The organism is Bradyrhizobium sp. 25ACV (genome assembly GCF_054863005.1).
Window position 1 is genome coordinate 1 of the sequence record NZ_JAVAYO010000031.1, and the last position, 25,033, is coordinate 25,033.

General features: G+C 61.6%; 24 protein-coding genes and 1 tRNA gene. 17 read left to right on the plus strand and 8 right to left on the minus strand.

Annotation, left to right across the window (positions count from 1 at the left end; all coding sequences use genetic code 11):
- The 7 genes from RAD04_RS38175 to RAD04_RS38205 form a co-directional block, all read left to right on the plus strand.
- A partial coding sequence (locus RAD04_RS38175) for a branched-chain amino acid ABC transporter permease (protein WP_461625300.1) occupies positions 1 to 567 on the plus strand: 567 nt, incomplete at its 5' end.
- 2 nt (positions 568 to 569) lie between these two features.
- Positions 570 to 1,586: a branched-chain amino acid ABC transporter permease gene (locus RAD04_RS38180; RefSeq protein WP_458184597.1), complete on the plus strand. Its 1,017-nt coding sequence runs from the start codon at positions 570 to 572 to the stop codon at positions 1,584 to 1,586.
- A gap of 21 nt (positions 1,587 to 1,607) precedes the next feature.
- Positions 1,608 to 2,819, plus strand: coding sequence for an ABC transporter substrate-binding protein (locus tag RAD04_RS38185; RefSeq protein ID WP_461627904.1), 1,212 nt, complete (start codon positions 1,608 to 1,610; stop codon positions 2,817 to 2,819).
- Between the two features lie 209 nt (positions 2,820 to 3,028).
- Positions 3,029 to 4,174 (plus strand): acyl-CoA dehydrogenase family protein, encoded by a 1,146-nt coding sequence (locus RAD04_RS38190; RefSeq protein WP_270162942.1) that lies wholly within the window; start codon positions 3,029 to 3,031, stop codon positions 4,172 to 4,174.
- Between the two features lie 70 nt (positions 4,175 to 4,244).
- On the plus strand, positions 4,245 to 5,222 hold the full coding sequence (locus RAD04_RS38195) for an NADPH:quinone oxidoreductase family protein (RefSeq protein WP_461627905.1): 978 nt from the start codon (positions 4,245 to 4,247) through the stop codon (positions 5,220 to 5,222).
- 36 nt (positions 5,223 to 5,258) lie between these two features.
- Entirely contained in the window at positions 5,259 to 5,930 is a 672-nt protein-coding gene (locus tag RAD04_RS38200; RefSeq protein WP_461627906.1) for a nitroreductase, read from the plus strand.
- A gap of 119 nt (positions 5,931 to 6,049) precedes the next feature.
- Positions 6,050 to 6,826: an enoyl-CoA hydratase-related protein gene (locus RAD04_RS38205; protein ID WP_375849381.1), complete on the plus strand. Its 777-nt coding sequence runs from the start codon at positions 6,050 to 6,052 to the stop codon at positions 6,824 to 6,826.
- A 253-nt stretch (positions 6,827 to 7,079) separates the two neighbouring features.
- Here the strand turns inward: RAD04_RS38205 and RAD04_RS38210 are convergent, their stop codons facing one another.
- Positions 7,080 to 8,420 carry an LLM class flavin-dependent oxidoreductase gene (locus tag RAD04_RS38210; RefSeq protein ID WP_461627907.1) on the minus strand — a complete coding sequence of 447 codons (1,341 nt, stop codon included), beginning with the start codon at positions 8,418 to 8,420 and terminating at the stop codon, positions 7,080 to 7,082.
- Positions 8,421 to 8,671: 251 nt separating this feature from the next.
- Entirely contained in the window at positions 8,672 to 8,995 is a 324-nt protein-coding gene (locus tag RAD04_RS38215; protein WP_461627908.1) for a hypothetical protein, read from the minus strand.
- A gap of 71 nt (positions 8,996 to 9,066) precedes the next feature.
- Between RAD04_RS38215 and RAD04_RS38220 the strand changes: the two genes are divergently transcribed.
- The 6 genes from RAD04_RS38220 (at position 9,067) to RAD04_RS38245 (ending at position 14,404) form a co-directional block, all read left to right on the plus strand.
- The gene (locus RAD04_RS38220; RefSeq protein ID WP_461627909.1) at positions 9,067 to 9,999 is read left to right on the plus strand and encodes a TauD/TfdA dioxygenase family protein; all 933 of its coding nucleotides are present in this window, start codon (positions 9,067 to 9,069) and stop codon (positions 9,997 to 9,999) included.
- A 28-nt stretch (positions 10,000 to 10,027) separates the two neighbouring features.
- On the plus strand, positions 10,028 to 11,071 hold the full coding sequence (locus tag RAD04_RS38225; protein ID WP_461627910.1) for an ABC transporter substrate-binding protein: 1,044 nt from the start codon (positions 10,028 to 10,030) through the stop codon (positions 11,069 to 11,071).
- Positions 11,068 to 11,934, plus strand: a complete 867-nt coding sequence (locus RAD04_RS38230) for an ABC transporter ATP-binding protein (protein ID WP_375849374.1) — start codon at positions 11,068 to 11,070, stop codon at positions 11,932 to 11,934. Before RAD04_RS38225 ends, RAD04_RS38230 begins: the two co-directional genes overlap by 4 nt.
- On the plus strand, positions 11,927 to 12,802 hold the full coding sequence (locus RAD04_RS38235; protein ID WP_461627911.1) for an ABC transporter permease: 876 nt from the start codon (positions 11,927 to 11,929) through the stop codon (positions 12,800 to 12,802). Before RAD04_RS38230 ends, RAD04_RS38235 begins: the two co-directional genes overlap by 8 nt.
- Before the next feature lie 684 nt (positions 12,803 to 13,486).
- Positions 13,487 to 13,750, plus strand: a complete 264-nt coding sequence (locus RAD04_RS38240; protein ID WP_375849370.1) for a hypothetical protein — start codon at positions 13,487 to 13,489, stop codon at positions 13,748 to 13,750.
- Between the two features lie 387 nt (positions 13,751 to 14,137).
- Positions 14,138 to 14,404, plus strand: a complete 267-nt coding sequence (locus RAD04_RS38245) for a DUF3551 domain-containing protein (protein WP_375849368.1) — start codon at positions 14,138 to 14,140, stop codon at positions 14,402 to 14,404.
- Positions 14,405 to 14,949: 545 nt separating this feature from the next.
- Here the strand turns inward: RAD04_RS38245 and RAD04_RS38250 are convergent.
- Positions 14,950 to 16,275 carry a DUF3422 family protein gene (locus RAD04_RS38250; RefSeq protein ID WP_375849366.1) on the minus strand — a complete coding sequence of 442 codons (1,326 nt, stop codon included), beginning with the start codon at positions 16,273 to 16,275 and terminating at the stop codon, positions 14,950 to 14,952.
- A 1,654-nt stretch (positions 16,276 to 17,929) separates the two neighbouring features.
- Here RAD04_RS38250 and RAD04_RS38255 point away from each other — a divergent pair.
- Together RAD04_RS38255 and RAD04_RS38260 are read left to right on the plus strand one after the other, a co-directional pair.
- Positions 17,930 to 19,501 carry a S10 family peptidase gene (locus tag RAD04_RS38255; RefSeq protein ID WP_461627912.1) on the plus strand — a complete coding sequence of 524 codons (1,572 nt, stop codon included), beginning with the start codon at positions 17,930 to 17,932 and terminating at the stop codon, positions 19,499 to 19,501.
- A 21-nt stretch (positions 19,502 to 19,522) separates the two neighbouring features.
- A complete protein-coding gene (locus RAD04_RS38260; RefSeq protein WP_375849362.1) occupies positions 19,523 to 19,753 on the plus strand; it encodes a hypothetical protein in 231 nt (76 codons plus the stop codon).
- A 454-nt stretch (positions 19,754 to 20,207) separates the two neighbouring features.
- On the opposite strand, the gene RAD04_RS38265 is transcribed toward RAD04_RS38260, so the two are convergent.
- The 3 genes from RAD04_RS38265 to RAD04_RS38275 all read right to left on the minus strand — a co-directional run bounded on the left by RAD04_RS38265 (position 20,208) and on the right by RAD04_RS38275 (position 22,463).
- Positions 20,208 to 20,282, minus strand: a tRNA-Val gene (locus RAD04_RS38265).
- Positions 20,283 to 20,443: 161 nt separating this feature from the next.
- Positions 20,444 to 21,736, minus strand: a complete 1,293-nt coding sequence (locus RAD04_RS38270) for a hypothetical protein (protein WP_461627913.1) — start codon at positions 21,734 to 21,736, stop codon at positions 20,444 to 20,446.
- Between the two features lie 121 nt (positions 21,737 to 21,857).
- Positions 21,858 to 22,463, minus strand: a complete 606-nt coding sequence (locus tag RAD04_RS38275; RefSeq protein ID WP_018322430.1) for a DUF1134 domain-containing protein — start codon at positions 22,461 to 22,463, stop codon at positions 21,858 to 21,860.
- A 139-nt stretch (positions 22,464 to 22,602) separates the two neighbouring features.
- On the opposite strand from RAD04_RS38275, the gene RAD04_RS38280 reads away from it, so the two are divergent.
- Entirely contained in the window at positions 22,603 to 23,088 is a 486-nt protein-coding gene (locus RAD04_RS38280) for a YHS domain-containing (seleno)protein (protein WP_461627914.1), read from the plus strand.
- A gap of 6 nt (positions 23,089 to 23,094) precedes the next feature.
- Here RAD04_RS38280 and RAD04_RS38285 read toward each other — a convergent pair whose 3' ends face one another.
- Positions 23,095 to 23,877, minus strand: a complete 783-nt coding sequence (locus RAD04_RS38285) for a 3'(2'),5'-bisphosphate nucleotidase CysQ family protein (RefSeq protein WP_461627915.1) — start codon at positions 23,875 to 23,877, stop codon at positions 23,095 to 23,097.
- 230 nt (positions 23,878 to 24,107) lie between these two features.
- Here RAD04_RS38285 and chpT point away from each other — a divergent pair, with 230 nt between their 5' ends.
- Positions 24,108 to 24,761, plus strand: a complete 654-nt coding sequence (gene chpT, locus RAD04_RS38290) for a histidine phosphotransferase ChpT (RefSeq protein ID WP_026202749.1) — start codon at positions 24,108 to 24,110, stop codon at positions 24,759 to 24,761.
- Here the strand turns inward: chpT and RAD04_RS38295 are convergent.
- Positions 24,748 to 25,033, minus strand: a 286-nt coding sequence (locus RAD04_RS38295) for a hypothetical protein (RefSeq protein WP_461621783.1), incomplete at its 5' end; no start/stop codon positions are given. The genes chpT and RAD04_RS38295 overlap by 14 nt on opposite strands.

Consider the following 25,033-nt stretch of genomic DNA (forward strand, 5'->3'; position numbering starts at 1 on the left):
ATCAACTCCTCGGCGGGCCTGATCTGGGACTTCACCATCAAGCAATATCCGACCCCGTTCGGCTCCGCGCCGTTCCTCGGCAGCCAGCTGATCTCGACCCACCAGGCCGGCATGATCGGCGTCACCATACTGCTGCTGCTCGGCCTCTATTTCTTCTTCCAGTACACGCGGATCGGTCTTGCCATGCGCGCTGCCGCCTCGGTGCCTGAATCGGCCCGCCTCGTCGGCATCAACACCTCCTGGATGATCGCGCTCGGCTGGGGCATGGCGACCGCGATCGGCTCGATCGCCGGCATGCTGATCGCACCGGTCGTGTTCCTCGAGCCGAACATGATGGGCGGCGTGCTGATCTACGGCTTTGCCGCGGCCGTGCTCGGCGGACTGACCAGCCCGTTCGGCGCCGTGGTCGGCGGCTTCCTGGTCGGTGTCTTCGAGAACCTCGCCGGCACCTACATCCCCGGCGTCGGCAACGAGCTGAAACTTCCGATCGCGCTCGCGCTGATCATCTCCGTCCTGGTCGTCAAACCCGCCGGCCTGTTCGGTCGGCACATCGTCAAGCGAGTTTGATCATGAGCGCTGCAGAAGAAGTCGTCGAAGGCCACGCGGCGGTCGAAGCCGTTCCGAAGCGGGCCATGACGCTGGGCACCGGCACCTCGGTGGTGGTGCTGTTGCTTCTCATTGCCATTCCCTTGTTCGCGAAGAACTTCGTGATCTTCCAGCTGACCCAGCTGTTGTACCTGGGCCTGGCCGTGCTGGCGCTGAACATCCTGACCGGCGGAAGCGGCCAGTTCTCGCTCGGCCAGAGCGCGTTCTACGCCATCGGCGCCTACGTCACCGCCGTGATGATGGAGCAGTTCAACGTCCCCTACTTCCTCTGTCTGCCGGTTGCGGCCGTGCTGTGCTTCGGCGCGGGCTTCCTGTTCGGCCAGCCGGCGCTGCGGTTCTCCGGCGTCTACCTGGCGCTTGCGACCTTCGCGCTCGCCACCGCCATGCCGCAGCTGCTCAAGCTGAACTTCCTCGAGCACTGGACCGGCGGCGTGCAGGGCCTCGTCGTCACCAAGCCCGATGCGCCGTTCGGCCTGCCGATGTCGCAGGACATGTGGTTGTATTACTTCACGCTCGTCGTCGTGCTCGCGATCTACATCTTCTCGGTCAACCTGCTGCGCTCCCGCTCGGGCCGCGCCTTCATGGCGATCCGCGACAACGAGATCGCGGCCTCGGCCATGGGCATCAACGTCGCGCTGTACAAGACGCTCGCCTTCGGCGTCTCCGCCGCCATCACCGGCGTCGCCGGTGGCCTGAGCGCCATCGCGGTGCAGTTCGTCGCGCCCGACAGCTTCACCATCACGCTGGCGATCCAGCTGTTCCTCGGCATGGTCGTCGGCGGCGTCGGCTGGCTCCCCGGCTCGATCGTCGGCGCCGCCTTCATCATCTTCGTGCCGAACATCGCGGAAGGCATCTCCAAGGGCCTCTCCGGCGCCGTGTTCGGCGTGCTGCTGTTCGCCGTCATCTACCTCGTGCCGCATGGCGCAAGGCAGGTCGCGATCCTGGGCCAAGGCTGGATCGCCAAAACTAAACAGAACTGAAATGCAACAAGGAGACCTCTTATGTTTGGCAGAACTATACAGACGACTGCCCTGGTGACAGCAGTCATTACGCTCGCCTCCGGTGCCGCGCAGGCGCAGAAGAAGTATGATACCGGCGCCACCGACACCGAGATCAAGGTCGGAAATCTCATGCCGTATAGTGGTCCAGGATCTGCTTACGGCGTCATCGGCCAGGTGGAGGCCGCATACTTCAAGATGACCAACGACAAGGGTGGCATCAACGGCAGGAAGGTCAACTTCATCAGCTATGACGACGCGTACTCGCCGCCGAAAGCGGTCGAACAGGCACGCAAGCTGGTGGAAAGCGACGAAGTTCTGCTCATGTTCGATCCGCTGGGCACGGCCAACAACACAGCAATCCAGAAATATCTGAACTCGAAGAAGGTCCCGCAGCTATTCGTCGCCGCGGGCGCAACGAAATTCAACGACCCCAAGAATTTTCCCTGGACCACGGGTTGGCAACCATCTTATCAGAGCGAGGCGCGCGCCTACGCCAAGTACATTCTCAAGGAGAAGCCAAACGCCAAAGTCGCTGTCTTCTTTCAGAATGACGACCTCGGAAAGGATTATCTGAAGGGTCTCAAGGACAAGCTCGGGGCACGGATCATTGCCGAGGAGAGCTACGAGACAACCGAGCCGACGATCGACACTCATATCGTCAAGCTCAAGGCGTCGGGTGCCGATACGCTGGTCAACATCAGCTCCCCCAAATTTGCTGCTCAGGCAATCAAGAAGATCGCTGAAATCGACTGGAAGCCGCTGCATATCCTCAGCAACGTTTCTTCTTCGATCGGTAGCGTCATCAAGCCCGCCGGCTTTGAGAATGCGCAAGGCGTTGTTTCCGCGACTTACCTGAAGGATCCGTCGGATCCGCAGTGGGACAATGACCCTGGCATGAAGGAGTTTCAGAGCTTCCTCACCAAATACTATCCCGAAGGCAACAAGCGGGACATATTGTTGATTACCGGCTACGCGCTTGCTGAGACGCTGGCCCAGACATTGAAGCAGTGCGGGGACGATCTCACCCGCGAGAATGTCATGAAGCAGGCTGCGAACCTGAAGGATTGGCGGACCGAGGCGCTCTTGCCGGGCATCTACGTGAACACCTCGCCGACCGACTTTGCGCCGATCAGTCAATTGCGTCTGATGCGCCTTAGCGGCGAGAAGTGGGAGCTGTTTGGTGACGTGATCAACGGCGACACGGACGATTGATCCGGTCTCGGAGTATTCCGCGCATGCCCTTTGCACAACAGTTCTGATGTCAGGGGCTTTGTTGAAGGGCGTGCGCGGAAGCCCGTAAGCGGTCGCGTCCGATAGGGGGCGATCGGATCGGTATCCAAGTGAACGGGGCAGCTCTGTTTTGCGGATGCAAGGGGCAAATGAACGCAGTTTTGCGTTCGTCTTAACGACGAGTGAAGCGCATGATCAACTTTCAACCCTCTTGGCTCGATTCTGACCTCGAAATGTATCGCGACACTGTGTCACGCTTCATCGAGAAGGAGATGGTGCCGCTGGATGAAGAAGCTCGTGAGCGGGGCAATGTCGGGCACGAACTGTGGCTAAAGGCTGGAGCACTTGGGCTTCTGTGTTCGGACATTCCGACAGAGTATGGCGGCGGCGGCGGCGATTTTCGCCATGAGGCGATCCTCTACGACGCAATGTCACGGCGCGGTTTGACGGGAATGAATCCGTCTGTGCACACGATTGTGGCCCACTACCTGCTCAACCACGGGACCGAGGCGCAAAAGCGCGAATATCTGCCGCGCTTGGCGAGTGGAGAATTGGTCGGCGCCATCGCAATGACCGAGCCGGGGGCGGGCTCGGATCTTCAATCTATTCGAACTCGCGCCGAGAGGCGCGGCGACACCTACGTGATCAACGGTTCCAAGACGTTCATATCTAACGGCCTCCTTGCAGGATTGGTGCTGGTTGTCGCGAAGACCAGCCCGGCTGAGCGAGCGAGCGGAATGTCGATCATTCTAGTTGAGACCGCAAAAGCTCCGGGCTTCAGGGTCGGCCGCGTGCTCGATAAGCTCGGACTGAAGGCGCAAGATACGTCCGAATTGTTCTTTGACGAAGTCGCCGTGCCAGCGTCAAATCTCCTCGGCGGAGTGGAAGGTCATGGCTTCTATCAATTGATGTCCGACCTGCCTTATGAGCGCACCATTATTGGTGTGATGGCGGTGGCGGCAATGGAGGGGGCGCTGGAGGCAACGCTTGCCTTCGTCCGCGAACGCAAGGCGTTCGGAAAACCGATCGCTGAATTCCAGAACACAAAATATAGGCTCGCCGAATTGGCCACTGTCACGAAGGTTGCGCGCAGCTTTGTCGATAAGTGCGTCGAAGCACTGGTTGACGGCACGCTCGACGCAGCGACGGCTTCGATGGCCAAACTCTGGGCCTCAGAACAGCAAGGCAAGGTCATCGACGAGTGTTTGCAGCTGCATGGCGGGTACGGCTTCATGAATGAGTACCTCATCGCACGCATGTATGCTGATGCACGGGTTCAGCGCATCTACGGAGGGACAAGTGAAATGATGAAGGAAGTGATCGCCAGGGCACTTTAGGCCGTCGTAATTGGCTGAATTCCATCGCGTGAACTCGTGGCCGACGGGTCGGCTCGCTCAAGAGGATGTCATGAAAGCAGTCTTGGTTGAGAACTACGACCATATCGACAATATCACCATCAAAGAGGTCGCTAAGCCGGAATTGTCGGCGGGAATGGTCCGCGTCGGGATTCAGGCCGCCGCCGTCGGCTTCGTCGATGGCTTGAAGGTGCAGGGCCTGTACCAGACCAAGGACCCGTTGCCGTTTACGCCCGGCTCGGAGTTTGCGGGCATCGTCGACGAGGCGGCTGCAGATGTTGAGGGCTTCGCTTCGGGTACGCCGGTCATCGGCATGGTCAGAAGTGGCGGCCTTGCCGAATATATTTGCGTGCCGGCCACGGACCTTTTCGTGACGCCAAAAGGCATTGAGCCCGAGGTCGGCGCCTCGTTCTTCGCTAACTACCTGACGGCGCTCTACGCACTCAGCGCTCGGGGAAAGCTACAGAGCGGCGAGATACTCTTGGTTTTGGGGGCCGCCGGCGGCGTAGGAATAGCGGCTGTTCAGATCGGAAAGTTGCTCGGCGGCCGCGTCATTGCGGCGGCTTCGACCGAGGAGAAGAGGCAGTTCGCGATGAAGTGTGGCGCGGATGCAGGTCTGGACTACACGCGTGAAGATTGGCGCGATGCGCTTAAGGAACTAACCGGTGGTCACGGCGCCGACGTGATCTATGATCCAGTCGGTGGTGACGTGAGCCTCCAAGCATTCCGGTCGATCGCCTGGAATGGGCGGCACTTGGTGGTCGGCTTTGCGTCTGGAACGATTCCTGCACTGCGTTTCAACCTGCCTCTTCTGAAGGGAGGGGCACTGCTGGGTGTCGACCTTGCGCAGATCGGTCGTCGCGAACCCGACGTGCGGGATCGAGTGATCGCGCAGCTCTTCACCTGGTTGAGCGAGAAGACGCTCGTTCCCGTCGTAGGGAAGGTCTTCGCATTCGAGGACTTCCACGAAGCGTTCAAAGCGATGACGACGCGCTCGGCACTCGGAAAGATGGTCGTCCGGATCGGCTGACGACATTCCTCGTTTAAGGTATTTGGAGACATTCACATGAACGTGTCGGACGCGCTCAATTCGCGGACCTCGGTCCGGGCGTTCTTGGACTTTCCCGTCCCCGGAGAGATCGTTAAGGAGATCCTGCTTTCTGCCGGCCGTTCGCCGTCTGGCGGAAATCTACAGCCGTGGCACGTGTGGGTGCTCGGTGGCCAAGAACTGTCGCGCTTCAAGGCGCTGATGGCCGAGCGGATCAAGGATAATCCGATGGGAGAGCAGCCGGAATACAATATCTATCCGCCCGACCTGAAGGAGCCGTATAAAACTCGGCGCTTCAAAAACGGCGAGGATCTCTACCGCACGATCGCAATTCCGCGCGAGCACAAGGCGGCACGCCTCAAGCAGCTTGCAAAGAACTTCAGCTTTTTCGGCGCGCCTGTCGGCCTGTTCTTTGCCATCGATCGCCAGATGGAGCCTGGGCAATGGGCTGACCTCGGCATGTACATGCAGTCGGTCATGCTGCTTGCGGTGGAGAAGGGATTGAGTACCTGCCCGCAGGAAGCCTGGGCGCTCTGGCACAAGACAGTGGCGGAGTTCATCGGATTGCCTTCCCATCTGATGCTTTTTTGCGGCATGGCCCTGGGGTACATGGATCCCGCACATCCGATCAACAGTTTGCGTGCTGATCGCGCAGACCTGTCGGAATTTACAACCTTCATCGGATTTTGATGGAGATGGCGTTCGGAATGTGCGCGCATCGCGGAACTGTCGAAACTTTTGAGTTTGGATGGGCCGCCGGGGCAATCGCCGACTATCCGTCTTGCTCAACTTCAAAAGGCTGAACGCTGATGACTTACGAATATGTCAAAGTTTCCCGCGACGGACACTGCACAATCGTTACCATCGACAGGCCTGAAGCACACAACGCCTTGAACTCGGCTTGCCATTGCGAACTTGAAGAGATTTTCGACGAGTTCGCCACGGATGAGCAACAGTGGGTCGCGATCATCACGGGAGCCGGGCAGAAAGCCTTCTGCTCAGGCCACGATCTAAAGCAGCAGGCTGCTGGCGGTGGACTCACAACTCCGCCAAAGGGTTTCGGGGGTATAACGAAGCGCTTTGATCTCGCAAAGCCGGTGATCGCCGCGGTCAACGGAGTAGCAATGGGCGGCGGTTTCGAGATCGCGCTTGCATGCGACATTGTCGTGGCGTCTGAAAACGCCGTGTTTGCTTTACCTGAGCCGCTCGTCGGCCTGGCGGCGCTCGCGGGAGGAATCCAACGGTTGCCCCGCGAGATCGGGCTCAAGCGAGCGATGGGCATGATGCTGACGGGGCGGCGGGTCAACGCCGAAGAGGCGCTCTTGCTCGGTCTCGTCAACGAGGTGGTGAGCGGCGACCTCATGGGCGCCGCTAGGCGTTGGGCCGACGAGATCCTTGCATGCAGCCCCATGTCGGTGCGTGCCACAAAGGAAGCGGTTCTTCGGGGGCTATCCCGACCCGTTTCGGAAGGGTTGTCGGAAGAATGGGATTATCCGGCAATGAAGGCGATGCTTGCCTCCGCGGATGCAGTCGAAGGTCCGCAGGCTTTCGCGGAAAAGCGAAAACCGGTTTGGAAGGGTCGCTAACGGCCACGACACCTTCGACAACGATGAAGGCTTTCTCAAGCTTGTCGTACTCCGACCCGATGGTCGTCAAGCGGATCAAGCGCTTAGCGCACCGATCGGCGCTAGAGCCCCCGCGCCGATACACCGGGGCGCCTGGGTCGCATTGTGTTGCGGCTAGGGGACGCGCTTAACGACTACGCGCGTCCCAAGTATTCACTCGAGTGTGTCCGAGTATCGCGCCGAAATCGACTGCTCCATTTTCGGTTTCAAACGGTCAGGCGATCGCCTGAATCTTCCCCGCATACATACTCGCCGGCCGCTCGAGCCCGTAATGCTCGCGCAGCGTCGAGCCGGTGAAGTCGTGGCGGAACAAGCCGCGCTTGCGCAGGATCGGTACGACCTGCTCGGCGAACAGATCGAAGCCGCCGGGCAGGAAGGGCGGCATAACGTTGAAACCGTCGGCGGCGCCGTTTTCGAACCAGGCCTGGATACTATCGGCAATCTTCTCCGGCGGACCGGCAATCACCCAGTGGCCACGCGCGCCGGCGAGGCGCTGCACGAGCTGACGTATCGTCGGCTTCTCGCGATCGACGATGTCGACCACGAGCTTGAAACGGCTGGCGACGCCCTGCGCGCCGCTGGCGTCGATCAGATGCCGTGGAAAGGGACCATCGAGGTCGAATCCGGTGAGGTCAAGACCGGTCATCTGGCGAAGCTGGGTCAGCGAGAATTCTGGCTGGATTAGCGCGTTGAACTCCTCTTGCAGGCGGTCAGCCTCAACCTGACTGCTAGCGATGAACGGACTGATTCCGGGCAGGATCTTGATCTGATCGGGACTGCGGTCGAAGGCGCGCGCCTGACGCTTGATGTCGGCATAAAACTCCTGGGCGCTCGCCAATGTCTGGTGCGCGGTGAAGATCGCTTCCGCAAAGCGCGCGGCAAAGGCTCGCCCATCCTCGGACGATCCGGCCTGGACATAGACTGGCCGCCCTTGGGGCGGCCGTGAGACGTTGAGCGGGCCGCGTACGCGAAAATGCTTTCCAATGTGGTCGATTGCGTGGATCTTGCTGGTGTCGGCGAAAATGCCGGAGACAGGGTCGTTGACCAGCGCGTCGTCTTCCCAGCTGTCCCACAGCCGTGTGATGACGTCGAGATATTCCCGCGCCCGCTCATAGCGCTCGTGATGCGGCGGATGCGCGGGCAGGCCGAAGTTCTGGGCCGCCTGCGGCGAACTCGTGGTCACGATGTTCCAGCCGGCGCGACCGCTGCTGAGGTGATCCAACGAGGCGAACAGCCGCGCAAGATTGTAGGGCTCGGTGTAAGTCGTCGACGCGGTCGCGATCAGGCCGATATGCTTCGTGGCCGATGCGATCGCCGTGAGCAGGGTGATCGGCTCGAGCCGGAACCGCTGCGCGTAACGGACGTTGTCGGCCAGCGCCGGACCGTCGGCGAAGAACACCGCGTCAAATTTGTGGGCTTCCGCGCGCTGCGCCAGCTCCTGATAGTAGGTGACATCAAGGATGCGGTCCGTCGTTGAGGCCTTGTGACGCCAGGCCGCCTCGTGGTGACCGTCAGGATAGATGAAGAAGTTGAGTGAAAGTTGCCGTTTGCTCATAGCATTGCTCGTTGGTTGCTGTCGGATATCGGCGTCGCGCTTTAGGTTTCACTCGAATCTATGTCGATGACCGCAAAGCTGTCGATGAAATGAATTTGCGTTGTTGCGGGCGAAGCGAGCATGAAGCGCGTGAGGTCCTCGGCGATCGGAGACGAGTGCGTTCGTCGTCACGAACAAACGCAGCACTTCGAGCTGTTTCGTGGCTGATTTGACTCGCTGTCACGCCGGTGACTCGGCGCAACCGACCATCACTATCGTAAATATTTCCGTGTCCGCTTGGCGTGCGAAGCGATCATTGCTCGCCGCGCAAAACAAAGCTGGTTTCGTTTCATTGACTGGATCGCGATCGCATTTACGATCTGCACCGTCCAAGCGAGGTCGTTCACCATGCGGCAATCCGATCCACCCGTCGTTCGCGAAGCAGCCCGGCTGATCTCGGTTCTGCGTGTGCGGTGCTGCGCTGGCGCGATGGCGGAGAGCTGTACCGCCGGGATCCGTGTGCCGCGAGCCATCCAGCCGCCGACGTGATCCCCTAGGACCACATCCAAGACTTCATCATCATTCGTCATCATCATTCTTCGCCGCTGCTCGTACGACCGGCGCATGGCGGAGCTTTGTCCAGAACATCACAGGAAAGACTACGATCATGAGCATCACGGCCACCACCATCGACAACGTCATCCCGCGCGCCGACATCGTGAAACGCGCGGCACGGCTCGGCGCCGAGATCAGGAACGTCAAGCTGTCGGGCGACCTACCTGACGACGTCGTTCGCGCCATCAACCAGGTGCTGCTCGAGCACAAGCTCATTTTCTTCAGGGACCAGGGGCATCTCGACGATGCCGAGCAGGAGCGCTTTGCCGTCAGACTCGGAAAACTCGTGCCCCATCCGACGGTCGGTGCGACCAAGGGGACGTCGTCGATTCTGGAGCTTGACTCGGGGCGGGGCGGCGGCCGTGCCGACCAGTGGCACACGGATGTCACTTTCGTCGACGCCTATCCGAAGATTTCGGTTCTGCGGGGCGTGGTGATCCCGCCGTACGGCGGTGACACCGTTTGGTCGAACACGGCGGCGGCCTATCTCGACCTGCCGGCGCCGCTGCGCAAGCTCGCGGATGAGCTCTGGGCGATCCACAGCAACGCCTATGACTACGCCGTGAAGACGCGCGCGAGCGAGGCGGATAGAAAGCACTTCGACGAGGTATTCACCGGAACGATCTATGAAACCGAGCATCCGGTGGTACGGGTCCACCCCGAAACCGGCGAGCGCACGCTCGTGCTGGGTAATTTCGTGCAGCGCTTCGTCGGCCTGCCGAAATATGATGGCCAGAAGCTGTTCGAGCTGTTCCAGTCCCACATCACTGCGCCGGAGAACACCGTGCGCTGGAATTGGCAGGCCGGTGACGTTGCGATCTGGGACAACCGCGCAACCCAGCATTACGCCGTCAACGACTATGGCGACCAGCACCGCGTGGTCCGGCGCGCCACCATCGACGGCGAGGTGCCGCTCAGTGTCGACGGTCGCCGCAGTGTGACGCGCATCAAGGCGTCGAAACCGCAGACGGCCAAGGCCGCTTGATCCCGCTTCACTGACAGGAAATATCAGAATGAATTCGCTATTTCGATTTGTTGGCGCACGGCATCGCGCCGCGCGATTGGCGCTCGCTGGCGCCTTCATGCTGGGCCTCGCGGCTCCGGCCGCTGCCGAGCCGCCGCTCGAAAAGACCGAAATCCGCTATCAAGGCTGGGCCGGGCAGGTGACCTTCATCGAGCTTGCCGACGATCTCGGCTATCTCGCGCCGCTCAAGCTCAAATGGGTCGGCAATACCATCAGCGGCCCGCAGGACATCCAGACCGTCGTGACCGGCGATATCGATATCGGCGGCGCATTCTACGGCGCGATCCTCAAGCTCATCGCCGCAAAGGCGCCGATCAAGGCCGTGGTCGGGTATTATGGCTCCGACGCGAACACCTATAATGGCTATTATGTGAAGGACGACAGTCCGATCAAGGCCGCACGCGACTTGCTCGGCAAGAAGGTCGCGGTCAATACGCTGGGCGCGCATCTGGAGTTCGTGCTTCGAGAATATCTGGCCAGGAATGGTCTCGGCGCGAGTGAAGCCAAGCAGGTGACGCTGGTGGCGGTCCCGCCGGTGACCGGCGAGCAGGCGCTGCGCCAGGGGCAAGTCGAAGTGAGCGCGCTCGGCGGCGTGCTGCGCGACAAGGCACTGGAGAGGGGTGGTATTCACTCACTGTTCAACGACACAGATCTGTTCGGCCAGTTCACCGGTGGCTCCTATGTACTGCGGGACAAGTTCATCAAGGATAATCCTGATGCCGCCCGCAGGCTGGTCGAGGGCATTTCGCGCGCGATTGACTGGGCGCAGACGACGCCCGCCGAAGAGGTGCGGGCCCGGTTCGACCGGATCATCGCCGAGCGCAAGCGCAACGAGGATGCCTCTTCGATCAAGTATTGGAAGAGCAGCGGCGTCGCATCCAAGGGCGGCGTGATCTCGGACCGCGAAATCCAGGTGTGGATCGACTGGCTCGAGAAGGATGGCCTGTTCAAGCCCGGTCAGATCAAGCCCCCCGACACCTACACCAACGCGTTCAACTATTTCCGTCCGGGAAAGACGGCGGAGGTGCAATGACCCCGGTCAAGATCAGCTTCGAGCAGGTCCGCAAGGAATTCATCACGCGAGGTGAGGGCGGCCGCCCTGCAGGCCGCTTCACGGCCCTTGACGACATCACGCTCGACGTTCGCACCGGCGAGTTCCTGGTCTTGGTCGGCCCAAGCGGCTGCGGGAAATCGACCTTGCTCGATTTGCTGGGCGGACTGACGACGCCGACCAGCGGCCGCATCCTGCTCGACGGGCGCCCCATCGCCGGACCCGGACGCGACCGCGGAATCGTATTTCAGCAGTACGCCCTGTTTCCTTGGCGGACCGCCGCGGAGAACGTCGAATTCGGGCTCGAGATCGCCGGATTCAAGGCCAGGCAGCGGCTTGAGATCGCGCGGCATTTCCTCGACCTGGTCGGCTTGTCGGGCTTTGCCAATCGGTATCCGCACGAGCTGTCCGGCGGCATGAAGCAGCGCGTCGCGATCGCCCGAAGCCTCGCCTACGATCCGGAGGTGCTGCTGATGGATGAACCGTTCGCGGCGCTGGACGCTCAGACTCGCGAGACGCTCCAGGGTGAATTACTGCGGATCTGGCGCGCCACCGGCAAGACCATCGTCTTCATCACCCATGGCATCGACGAAGCCGTCGTGCTCGGCCAGCGGGTGGCGGTCATGACGTCCCGTCCGGGCCGGATCAAGCAACTCGTCGACATCCCCGAGGTACTACGCGACGAGGCAGGCGATGTGCGCTCGCTGCCGGAGTTCGGCCATGTACGCCATGAGGTCTGGAGCTTGCTGTGCGACGAGGTGCAGAAGGCCCAGCAGGGCCAGTTGAACGCAGATGTCGGTGCGCGACATGTGGACCACGAGGTGAAGGAGATCGCCCATGTCTAGTCTGGAAACGCTGACACTGCTGGAGCTCGCGCACGGACGCCGAGAGGCGCTCACTGGCGTGCAACCTCCCCCCTCGCCGGCGGTGAGTGGGGCCCGTGCCGCGATCCGCCAGTTGACTGTCCTTGGACACCGCTCCCTGTTACTGATTGCCTTGTTGTTGCTATGGGAGGCGGCGCCCAGGCTCGGCCTGATCGATGCGGTATTCCTGCCGCCGTTCTCGGAAGTGATTGCCGCCGGCTGGCAGCTCGCGCAAACCGGCGAGCTCTATGATGATGCCTCCGCCAGCTTGCTGCGCGCGTTGAGCGGGTTTCTGATATCGGTCGCACTGATCGTGCCCCTTGGCCTGGCAGTCGGCAGGTCAGCCCGGCTCGGCAATCTCCTGAACCAGTTCATCGAGATCTGCCGCAACACCGCGCCGCTCGCGCTGCTGCCGGTGTTCATCCTGCTGCTCGGGATCGGCGAGATGTCGAAGATCACGATGGTGATCTACAGCTGCGCCTGGCCACTCCTGCTGAACACCATCGCCGCGGTGAAGCAAGTCGATCCGCTCCTGATCAAATCGGCGCGGACCATGGGCGCGACGCCGCAGCAACTGTTCCGCAAGGTGATTCTTCCAGCTTCGCTTCCTACCATCTTTGTCGGTATTCGCCTTGCGAGCGCATCCGCCATGCTCGTGCTGGTCGCGTCCGAGATGGTCGGCGCCAAGGCTGGTCTTGGCTATCTCATCATCAACAGCCAGTACAGCTTCCTGATCCCGCAGATGTATTTCGGCATTCTCGCCATCACGGTCATCGGGCTCGCGTGCAATGCTGTCGTCGAGGCGCTGGAGCGGCGCTTCATGCGATGGAAAGCGCCGGTGACGGCATGAGCGTGCAGATAACGTCGCGACGCGAAGCCCTATCGCAATCATCTGAACTGCGGACGTGAGTATGACATCTCTCTACGAAACAGCGAAGTCTTCGCAGATCGATTCGAATACCTTCTTCACCTTTACATCATCGAAGCAAAAATGCGCCCCTTCGTCGATCCACCACTCGATTTTGCCGTCCCGTGCGATCCGGGATGCCTCACCACCCAAATGATCTAATTGTCTTCCATGCGCCTGTACAATCACACAGAAATCCAGTTCACGAAGTATCGCGTCACCGGCCTTTGATCTCGACCCACGCATCTTGCGGCGTTGTGATGCGGCTGATCGTGTCGAGACAAGACTGTTGCGAGCCTGGCACATGAGAGGAGGAAAGCTCTCCGGGACGCCGCGCCCCGTTCTCGGTGGAACACGATCGGCTTGCGTTAGGCGTCCTGAACGGCAAACCTAGGAAACGACGCTTGTTTAGTCTAGGATTGTTGCCGGGGGTGGACTGCATTGTTTCACAATGAGCATTTTGAACCCGGAGGGCCACCGGCAATAATTATTGTCGGTGGGCTTTTCAAGGAGAAGCAGATGCTGGTTGGGGTGCCCTATCTGGCGATTGGCGTCTGCGTCATGGTCGCAGTCTGGCTTGTGATGAACTGGCTCATCTAGCGGGCCGTATTGCGTGGGGGGGCGTCAATGCATGATTGGAAGAGCGAGCTCGATGCGCTTGTCGCTGAAACCACGGCGTTCGCCAGATCGCTGAAGGTGGATGAGCGGCCTCAGCCGAAAAAAGTCGCCGAGCAGGGTACCCCCAGCGTGCCGGACTATGGCGGTAGCGAACGTGATGAGATCAGGAAGCGGGTCGAGACTTTCCAAGCGCATCAAGAGCGCTTCATGCGCGAACGCGAGGAATATGCCGATTCCTTGCTGCGCCGGATCAAGCCGATCGAGAAGCGCTAGAAGAGCTCTTAAACGTTCAGGAACCCCGCCGCCCTTGAGTCGTGCACCTCACGCAATACGGGCTCTCAAGCCTGAGGAATTTTTCGGCGCATTTCGGACCCTGGTAAGCTCGCCGCATGGCTCGATCCCAGAGCGCGAAAGCTCTCAGGCTCGATTGAACGTCACGCTTGCGAGTTTTCATCGTATATCTACCCCACAACGCAGGAAAAATGCCTTTCTTTCTACAAACAGCAGGAGTTCTGCTCCAAGCTCGGGGCAACGTCCCGCTCGAGCATTCGAGGCGATCGCCGGAGGGAGCTGCGACAGCTATTTGCGATTGACTAAGATCAAATCATCAAATGAGAATCCTATATCCTTCAGCAAGACTAAACGGAGGCTAGAGGTCTCATGCGCATCCTTCTGTTTATCGGTCTGCTCGCACTTGCCATTCTCGTCGGCTTTGAATCGCCTTTGACCGCCAGTCCGCGAGGTCGCTCGTACATACCCCCGGATCGGCAGGACGTTTATTGCCTGCAAGGACGTACCTGGGGATATCCGGGCAATTGCCAGTTCTCCACTTATGACCAGTGCATGGCCACTGCATCCGGTACTTACGCCTATTGCGGTATGAATCCTATCTACGCGTTCCAGCGACAGGGAGGAAAATTGCACTGATGTATGATCGTCAAGGGTGATCGAGGTATCCCTCCGAGCATTGCTCATATCGACGGATCCGGCCATCCAAGTTGAGAGTCGTTGGACGTCTTGATCGGAGGCCCTTCGTGCGAGTACGCTACGCGATGTAGTCTCCTCAGTCGCATCGGACCGAAGCAACAACGATTGGGGCGCAGTGGCTCGTCGGCGTCACGCCCAGTTGCGTGTCGCTCTTGATTCAATTCAAGGAGCGTGCCTTTCCGGCAATGCGCCACCGAAACATGCCCGCTCTCGTCGTGAGCGGCGGGGGCATCCTACGCACCGCGATGTTGACGCTCGCAGTCTCTTCCGAATAGTGGTTTCTGGGCTAGCTTAACTCAGTCGAACCGCCGCGGTACGGACTCGTGTATGCCATGTGGTGTATGAAGGCGGCATCGCGAGACGTCCCCCTATCCCGATCAACCAAAGCACAAATTGCGGGCTAACCAGTTGGGGCTTTTGCGGCAGCGTCGCGCCACGACTATGCGAGCTTCGTAGGGCGGACGCACTGATTTCCTCAAGGAGCTTTAGTCGGAAGCCACCGAGGGCGCGTCGTCGTGCTTGAGGTGTCGCTTTCGGATGTTGTAACTCACCACCCAGATCACGCCGACCGCGATCGGCACGAAGGCTGCGGTTAGGAACGAGGGCTCTACACGCAGTCCGACATCGTGCGCGCCCTTGGCCAGATAGCTAAACAGGCTGACCACGTAATATCCGATCGCCCCGACCGACAATCCTTCGACCGTGCACTGCATCCGAAGTTGCTGCCTCGCGCGCTCGTTGATAGCGTGCAAGAGGTCACGATGCTGTCGTTCAATTTCGACGTCGACACGGGTTCGCAACAGATCGGCGGCACGCGCAAGCTTGACCGATAGGGTGGCCTGACGATCCTCCACGGTCGCGCAGGTGCGCATCGCAGGCGCCATGCGGCGCGCCAGAAACGACGACCAGGTCGGATAGCCCGCCACATCGTTGCCTTCAATGATTGACAGTCGCGATTGGACCAGCTCGTTGTAAGCCCTGCTGGCGCCGAAGCGAAACAGGCTGCCGGTCGCGCCTCTTTCGAACGACGCGGCCAACGCCGTCAGCTCCGCAAGCAGATGGTTGTTGAATTTTAGCCCCGCACCGCTTTGCATTTTTTCGAGCGCCTCGACAAGACGGCGATCGATGCGATCAACAGACGGTGCAAGCTCAAGGGCCGCCGACAGGCCAAGCAGCGCCAAAGGACGGTAGGTCTCGATTTCCAGGAGCCGTTGCACCAGCGCTCCGAGATCGTGCGACGTCAACCCGAGGTCGCAGACGAGGATTTTCGTGAAGCCTTTTTCGTCGACGCGGAAGTCGGAGGCGGCAACGCCTGCACCGCTCTTTGTGGCAACCATGGCCAAGCTATTCTTATCAAAAATCTGTTCGGCGCGCTTGATCGGCGAGGCTTCCTGCTCCACTTCTAACCTGATCGCGACCAGTAATTGTCCGGTCTGCCGCAATGCGCGGATCAGCGATCGGACAGCATTATCAGTTTTGTCGAATTGGTGAGCGGCAGGACCATTTGCGCTAGGCCAGAACCAGGTGAATGTTGTAAATTCCGAATGCTGCTCCCAGCGTAGCGTAGCGGGCCCGATGACAATCTGATGATGTTTCGCCGATTGCCCAGGCGGCGGAAGATTGCGGTCCACGCAGAAATCGATAAAACGGCAGCGATCGCTTGCGGCTGCCTCGCCCTGCGCAAGAAAAGCCAAGTGGATCACGCTGAATGGCGAAGCAAGGCGCGTGAAAGGGCGCGCATGCACCTCGCCGAGCACGGCGTCGCGTTGCGGATGTGGCGTGAAGGTACGCAGATCCAGTTCATTGATCATGTATTGACCCCTCGCTTCAGAGTGAGAAAGCGACCGTCAGCCTTCACGCGGGAGGCATTGGCGGTGCTGGAAAACGGGTGCGCGGCAGGCGCCGATCAAGTCACGTTGGTGATCGATACCAAGGCCGCCTTCAGCTCGAGAAAGAGGTCTTGCGGGAGCAGGATCAGGCCGAGCAGATTGAGCCGGAACAGCCTCATCCGGCTTTCGACTGACGCCGTCAAAGACGTCTGCGGGGCACGGTCCGGCGGCGGGATGGCGGCATTGTGGATCAATGCTTATAGCGGTGCGCCAACAAGCTGTTCCGCTACCTCGGCCGTAGCGTGCGAGACCGTCCGACCAATGCCTAGATCGACGTGGACATGGTTGTCTGTCTCCGAGTCCCACGGACATCGCCCGCCACCGAAGGATTGCCGCGTGCAAGTGAAGATACGCCGGCCGTCTTCTGAAAACAGGTTTCCGGCGGCATGACCGATGGCAAGCAAGGGCGTCTTCGGTTCTCCCAGCGGGGTGCAGACAGTCGACCTCTGTTGCGGCAATTGCTTCGTCGATTGATAGATCGATGCCCAAACCGCGACTCCCACCTTGTTGCTGCCCCAACTTCCTGGCGCGGGGAGCCGGTGCAGGATTTGGGCCAGCACTATAGAAGGGCACGCTCGCGTGTTTCTTGGCGCAATGTGGTCTTCGAAGACGGTAGGAGACGGATTTCAGACATGAAGTGCGCTTGTATTCTGACAGAATGCGCACGGGGGCAGGCCACGGGGATTGCCTGTTTCGGCAAGATGATCGCTCGCCCGGCCGCTGCCATTGTCTGGCGGCTCCGCTGTCGTCGAATTGGTCGATGCAGAGCCTGGAGAGTGACCGCGCCCGGACCGCGGGGCAAGGCTTCGCGATGGGCTCAGAACGTCACATCGAGTGAGGTTGACTGGATCACGCACCCAGACACCTGCTTTCCGAGAGCGACCCTCACTCGCGGTCTTCGGTTTCCGGGATTAGAATCCCGCCTCGCTTGGGGGCAGATGAGGCGGGCGCTTCGATCGTCATTCTTCGCTCGCAGGCAACAAGCCCACCAAGGCCTTCGCTTCTGACTTCAGAGCATCGACTGCGGTCTACCTAAGCGGCCAAGCGTGGGATTGCCGCTTCCGTCAATCGCAAGAATCGGGTGTTGCGTGTCACCGACGCAGCAGCTCGCGAGATGGACCGGGCGCGCGATCGTGTGCTTGCCGCTTTCCGACGGCCGTATCCCTCCTTCAAGGTCGTCCTCGAATGACGTCGCCTCGGCTTCAGCCAAGCTGCCGTGAGGTGCAATCAAGTGGGGCCACATTTTGACCTGTAGCGAAAGACTGCGACGGATACTCGAAGCCGGTGTGTTTGACGGCGAGATTGGCCCGGTGACGGCGCGCGAACTCGTTGAAATGCCGGACGCCGAATGGGGTAGGCTTTGTGCCATTGCGTAGGCGGCCTGTGCCCTCAGGAATAGAGGCCACTACTAGACTTAGTAGGTTTGTTGTTCCCGACTCTTAGCTAACTGAAGAGAGCCGTTAGGCAGATGCGCCTAGTGCAACATAAGGCAGAACCACGACAATCCGGCCTGTCCCGCAACCTTAAACCATCGGCCGCTGACAGAAAGGTGCGGCCGGACCGGGGAGAAAACTCTATGCTGTTCGATTTAACCGCGCTGCGCCACATTCCTCTCGCGCTGGCCCTACTTGCGTGCACCGTGATGGGGAGCGCCCGCGCCGACGATCCGCCGCCGCGTCCCGACGCCCCGACGCCGGTCGGCCAGAAGGGCGAGCCCGGCGCGCGCAGCGCCAGCGCGCCGACTTCCCCATCGGGGGCCGAGCAGCATCGCCTGCCGCCAGATTCGACCATCAAGCAGACGCTGGAGCTGCCCGGGCGGACGCTTCGTTTCATCGCGACTGCGGGCTCGATCCACGTGTTCGACCACAAGGGCGAGCCGCAGGCCGACATCGCCTACACCTCCTATCAGCTCGACGGCACAGATCGCGCCACGCGTCCGGTGACGTTCCTCTTCAACGGCGGCCCCGGGTCATCCTCTGCTTGGCTGCAGTTCGGCAATGCCGGGCCATGGCGGCTGCCGATCGATGCGGAAACCGTCACAGCGTCGGCCTCGCCCGAGGTCAGGCCCAACGCCGAGACGTGGCTCGATTTCACCGACCTCGTGTTCATCGATCCCGTCGGTACCGGCTATAGCCGTTTCGTGGCGACGGGCGAAAATGTGCCCAGGCGGTTCTATTCGGTCGATGGTGACGCCAGTTCAATCGCGCTTGTGATCCGCCGCTGGCTCGAGAAGCACGAGCGGCTCTCCTCGCCGAAATATGTCGCGGGCGAAAGCTATGGCGGCATTCGCGGACCGAAGGTTGTGCGCAATCTGCAGATGGAGCAGGGCGTCGGCGTGAAGGGTCTGATCCTGCTCTCGCCGCTGTTCGACTACCGAGAGTTCACAAGCACGAGCCTTCTGGGATTTGTCGCAACGCTGCCAAGCTATGTCGCGGTGGCCCGCGAAGCCAAGGGCGAGGGCAGGGGGGCGGTCAAACGCGCCGATCTCGCCGATGTCGAAGCTTACGCGCGTGGCGAATTTTTGGCCGACCTCATCAAGGGCGAAGCAGACAAGGAGGCCACCAACCGTCTCGCCGACAAGGTCGCCGCTTTGACCGGCATTGACCAAGCCGTAAGCCGACGGCTCGCCGGGCGCCTTGACCGCGGCGAATTCCGCCGCGAGTTCGACCGCAAGAGCGGCAAGGTGACCGGCGGTTATGACGCCTCGGTGCGCGGCCTCGATCCCTATCCGGACTTGGATAGCTACCGCTTCGGCGATCCCTCGGGCGATGCGCTAGCGGCGCCGTTGAGCAGTGCCGCCGTCGATGTCCTGACGCGCAAGCTCAACTGGCGGCCGGACGGCTCGTATGAACTGCTCAACCGCGCGGTCACACGGGCCTGGGATTTCGGCCACCAGAGCCTACCGGAGTCGCTTTCAGAGCTGCGCGAGATCCTTGCCACGGACGCGAAGCTGAACGTGATGGTCGGGCACGGACTGTTCGATATTGTTACGCCCTATTTCGGCTCGAAGCTGGCGCTCGATCAGTTGCCGCCCTTTGCGTCGGCGCCGCGGGTCAAACTCGCGGTCTATCCGGGCGGCCACATGTTTTATTCACGCGACGCCTCGCGCCAGGCCTTTCGTGCCGAGGTCGAAGCGATGATGAAGTAGGGCGTGTAAAGGCAGCAGCGCTTGAACATCTGCGCGCTGTTGGTGCCAAAGCCTGAGCCTGGTCACCGCGAATTGGTGCCGGAGATCGTGGGGCCGCAGGGGCTTCCCGACAGGCTGGCGGTCGACCCGTTCGCGGACGACGTCGCCGCGCGCTACGGCGTGAAGCTGAACGGCAATACCCGCGCGGGGAACGGGATCATCGAGGAGAAGCGAGTGCCAAGGCGTCCACGCGCGAGCAAGATGCACAGATAAGTAGGAATGCCGGACCTGCGGCTTGGCGCTGTCCACTGCTGAAAACGAATTGCGGATTAAGCCCTTCTCCAACTCTTAGGCTCAGGAACCGGCGAACGTCCCCGCGGATGCTGTAGTCGATGGTTTTCCAGTCGGCATGCGGGCGCAGCCGCTGATGCAGCTCGTTGAGTACGGGCTGATTTGGGCCAGCCTCTTATCGATGATCTCTACGCTCACGCGTCTGACCGCTCAATTTCGCGAGCGGATGCAAGTGCAGCCTGGGAATGGCTTACCGCTTCGGCGAGCTTTTCGATCTCGTCTCGAAGCGCGGCGATTTGGCCCTCAATAGAAGATATCCGGAATACAGACTGAGCGATTTTTGTCCAAGGCACATTGTGCCCCCGCTGTGCCCCTACTTTTTCGGGGCACACTTCAAGGGAACAAGATCTCTAACTTACTGATTAAAGGGGCTAAATGGTGGGCGCACAAGGGATCGAACCTTGGACCTCTCCCGTGTGAAGGGAACGCTCTCCCGCTGAGCTATGCGCCCGGGACCATCATGCAGACGGCCGGACCTGTTCGGCCGGCCGGCGCATCGGAGCCCGCGATTTAGAAGTGCGGGCTTAAGGTGTCAAGTTTCCAGGCGCCGCGGGGGGCGGAAAACCTTGGCCTGGTCGCGTAATCCGCAAGGAAGGCGGGATTTCGGGCCGCTTATGCGCCCTGCTGGCGGGCGCGGGAGGCGTGGGCCTGCAGCGCCCGGATGCGCTCGGCCAGCGTTCCGCCGCCTTCGGGCAGGCTCGGCGCGCCATTGGTCGCGGCGTCGTTGGCCGGGCGCGGCGCCGGCTTCGGCGGCTGGCCGGCCTCGGCCGCCAGCAGCGCCTCGATCGGCGAGTTCGGGCCTTCGAGCTGCATCGCGAGTTTTGCGACTTCGGCGGCGATGTCGTTGATGCGCTCGCGGAGCAGCGCGTTCTCCATGCGCTCGGTCGCCCAGGAGCTTTCCGCCTGCTGCTGGATCGCGTTGATGTCGCGCTGGAGTTTGGCGCGCTCGTCGCGGGCGGTGCGCAGCTGCTCCTCCAGCGCGGTCTTTTCCGCGCGCAGCGCTTCCACGGCGGCCGAGGACTTGCCGCCGCTCAAGGCGGCGATCTCGACCCGCAGCTCCTTGACGGTGCGTTCGGCACCTTCATTGGCCTGGCGGAGCTGGTTGTTCTCATAGTCGCGCTCGGCGAGCAGCTTACCCTGCGTGGCGAGCCGTCCTTCGAGGTCGGCGACGCGGCCCGACAGCATCTCGGCTTCCTTCACCTGTCCGATCAGCTGGCGATCGAGCTCGGTGACGCGCTGGCTCAAATTCTCGACCCGGCCGCGGGCATTGCCGAGCTCGCGCGAGGCGGTCTCGGATTCGGTGCGCTCCTGAGCGAGGCGTGCTTGCGTGGCGGCAAATTCCTTCTCGGCATCGCCGACGCGGTTCTTCAGCTCCTCGATCTGGGCGCGCACCGCGACCAGCTCGACCTGGCGGCTCTCTGCCATCATCGAGCGGTCGGACAGTTCGGAGTTGATCTTGGCGAGCTCGCCCTGCTTGTCGGTCAGTGCGTTCTCGGCGGCGCGCAAGGCTTCGGTCTTGGCGTTGAATTCCTCTTCGGTGGCGCGGAGCTGCTCCTTCACCGCCTTCTCGCGCGCCTCCAGCGCGAAGATCGTGGCGTTCTTCTCGCCAAGCTCGATCTTCATGCGGTTGATGGCGTCGCTCTTCTTGCCGAGCTCGGCGAGCTGGCTCGTGGTCTTGTTCTTGAGTTGATCGACGCTCATCTCGAGCCGTCGCGCCGACATGGCGAATTCGGCGCGGAGCTGGTCCTTGTCGGCCTGGATCTCGGCCATCGACAGCGGCGTTGCGGCCTCCAACCGGCGCGTGGTCAGGCGCACGGCGCGGTTATGCACCAGCGGCACGATCGCGAGCCCGCACAGCATCGACAGCAGGAAACCGATCGCCAGGTACATGATCGGTTCGACCATGGGGCAGAACTCCCAAGCTTAAGGAAAAATTCACCAACGACCATGCCATGGCGGCCCGGCAAAAAGCCAGCCCCGGCATGTCGTTAACCTTGATCCGTAAGCTCGATGGGAGAGGAAAACCCTAGAATGGGTTCCAGGTCGCACGCGGCGTGTATTTGAGATAGCCGATATTGGCGCCTAGCCTGAGGCCGAGCCCGGAGCGGATCGGCACCAGCACGATGTTGTTGGCGGTGAGGGCCGTCATGCCGAAGCCGCCGATGATGTAGGCCGAGCCGTCGAGGCCGGCGAAGCGTTGGTAGATCGCGTTGGTGGCGGGCAGGTTATAGACCAGCGTCATGGTGCGCGCGCCGTCGCCGCCCCAGTCGAAACCGAGCGAGGGGCCCTGCCAGTAGACGCGCAAGTCCCCGGCATTCTTGGTGTAGAGCGTGCCTTCGCCATAGCGCAGGCCGGCGACGAACGCGCCGGAACCTTCCTCACCCAGGATATAGCCGTTGGGCAGGCCCCATTGGCTGATCGCCTTCTCGATGATCGAGGCGAGCCCGCGCGAGACGTTGCCGAAGAAACGGTGCCCGGCGCCGACGAGCTCGTCCGGCCCGTAGGTGCTGGGCGTCGGGGTCCGCTGCGGCGGCGGCAGATTGGGCGGCGGCGCCTGCTGGGCGGAGGCCGGCACGATCCAGCCGACCATCGCGGCAAGCGCGAGCGCAGCAAGGCGTGATGCGAAAGTCATAAAAGAACCCCTGGTACCGAAACCGGTCGCTTCCTTAACCTGACGCCAACAGGCGAGGCTCTAGGTTGCGCCGGATGTCCCCTCGACTCGGATGTTATCCGCAGCAACTATGACGGCACAACGGCAGGAAGATAGCCCTTTGCGCCCCGGAATTGCCTTGATCGGCCTCCTCGTTTGGCTGCTGCCGGGCATATGGCTCACCGGCCCGGTCACGCCGGCCGGGGCCGCCACCACCGAGCGGGTCGTGGTCAACCGCTTCACCGGCGTCGCCATCGAAGGGTTCGACCCTGTCGCCTATTTCGTCGCGGGGGCGGCCATGCGGGGCACGGCGGAGTTCGAGGCGAACCTATGGGGCGCGGTCTGGCGCTTCCGCAACGAGGGTAACCGCGCCTCCTTCCTGGCCCATCCCGAAATCTATGGCCCGCAATTCGGCGGCTACGACCCCGCCGACATCGCCCGCGGGGTGACCGTCGCCGGCAATCCCCGTTTCTTCGCGATCGTGGCGCAGCGGCTCTATCTGTTCAGCCGGGAAGCCAACCGCGACGCCTTCGCCGCCAATCCCGAGCGGTTCCTCTATGAGGTGGGCAAGCGCTGGCCCGCCCTTCAGGACAAGCTCGGTCAGTAGCAGCCTTCAGAGCCTTGCCGCCTGCGGGTCGCCCCAGGCGATGAACTCCGGAATGATGAAGCCGCTGGCGTGCCGCTCGCCGAAGCGGAGCTCGCCGCCCTTGCCGTCGGTCACCTTGCCGCCGGCCGCGGTCACGACCGCGGAGCCGGCCCCGACGTCCCATTCACAAGTGGGCCCGAAGCGGGGGTAGATGTCGGCGCTGCCTTCCGCGATCCGGCCGAATTTCACCGCCGAGCCGACCGTCCGCCTGACGGCGTTGGGCCTGTTATCGATGAACGCTTCGCTCCTGGGATCGCCATGCGAGCGGCTCACCGCTGCGATCCAGGGCTCGCCTTGCGCAGGCAGCCTGCGGGTGTGGATCGGCTCGGCCACGCCGATGGTAGCGCCGTCAAAGCCCACGCGCTCGGCGCCGCGGCCGACGATGCCGCGCCAGAGCAGGCCGAGCGCAGGCGCACTGACGATGCCCAGCAGCGGCACGCCTGATGTCACCAAAGCGAGGTTGACGGTGAACTCGTCGCGGCCGGCGACGAACTCCTTGGTGCCGTCGAGTGGGTCGATCAGGAAGAAGCTGCCATCAAACGATGGCGAGGCCAGCTCGGTCCGCTCTTCCGAGAGGGTCGGAACGTCGCCCGCCAGCTGGGCCAGGCCGTCCGCGATGATATGGTCGGCGGCAAGATCCGCCTCGGTTACCGGCGAGCCGTCCTGCTTGCCGTCGATCCGCATCGCCGCGCGGTTGACGCCGAGGATCGCTTCGCCCGCCTTCACCACCAGCGCGGTGAGCGGCTCCATCAACCGGGATGCGGCCTCGGCGTCGATGATCCTCACCTGTGTGCCTCATTCGTCAGCAAGTCTCGCCCCTCTCAGTTGATTCGCCTGCAGCGCTTTATGGCCGCTTCGAACCTATCGCAAGCTAGCTGCCACGGGCCGGCGAATGTTAGAACCCGAAGCATCCGTCAAGCATGCGTGATTCGCGGCGTCCAGCGCCGTGCAATTTCAGGAACCCTCCAGGACCCCTTTATATGTCTGACGCCTCGTCGCCCGCGACTGCCACTGCTCCCGATATGCTCGAACTCGCAGCGCTTCTGTGCTCGCGGGTCTGCCACGATCTCATCAGCCCCGTCGGCGCCATCGTCAACGGGCTCGAAGTGCTCGACGACGATCCCAAGCCGGAAGACCGCGAATTCGCGCTCGACCTGATTCGTAAGAGCGCCAAGACCGCCTCCGCCCGGCTCCAGTTCTGCCGCCTCGCCTTCGGCGCCGCCGGTTCCTCCGGCGCGCAGATCGATCTCGGCGATGCCCAGACCATGGCGCGCGGCCACATCGAGGATGGCAAGTGCTCGATCACCTGGAATCTGCCGCGGCTCCTGCTGCCGAAGAATCGCGTCAAGCTGCTGCTCAACATGCTGGTCGTGTCGCAGCACACGATCCCGCGCGGCGGCATGCTGACGATCGACCCGATCGGCGAGGGCGAAACGATGAGCTTTCGCATCACCGCGACCGGACATAATGCGCGCCTGCCGCAGAACATCTCCGAGCTCTTGAGCGGCGAGCGCGGCCCTGCCGCGGACGCGCATGCGATCCAGCCTTATTATACGCGGCTGCTGGCGCAGGCCTGCGGGCTCACCGTGACGCTCAAGCCGGAAGGCGAAGCCATCATCATTACCGCTTCGTAAACGCGCGCAGCGCGCTCGGCATCTTAATCAAATCTTTACGAGGCGCTTCGGCTTGTCCGGAGCGCCTTATCTCTTTGTTGGTTCCGTTCTTTTGCACATACTCAACCAATATTAAACGCTTTGCGGTGAAGCTGGCCCCATTCCGAATAGGCGCATCACAATTCGTGCGTGCCCGCCCTGTATGAAGGCCTGTTTTCATGGATGATCTGTTGCGGGAGTTTTTGACGGAGACCAGCGAGAGCCTGGACACCGTCGACAACCAGTTGGTGAAG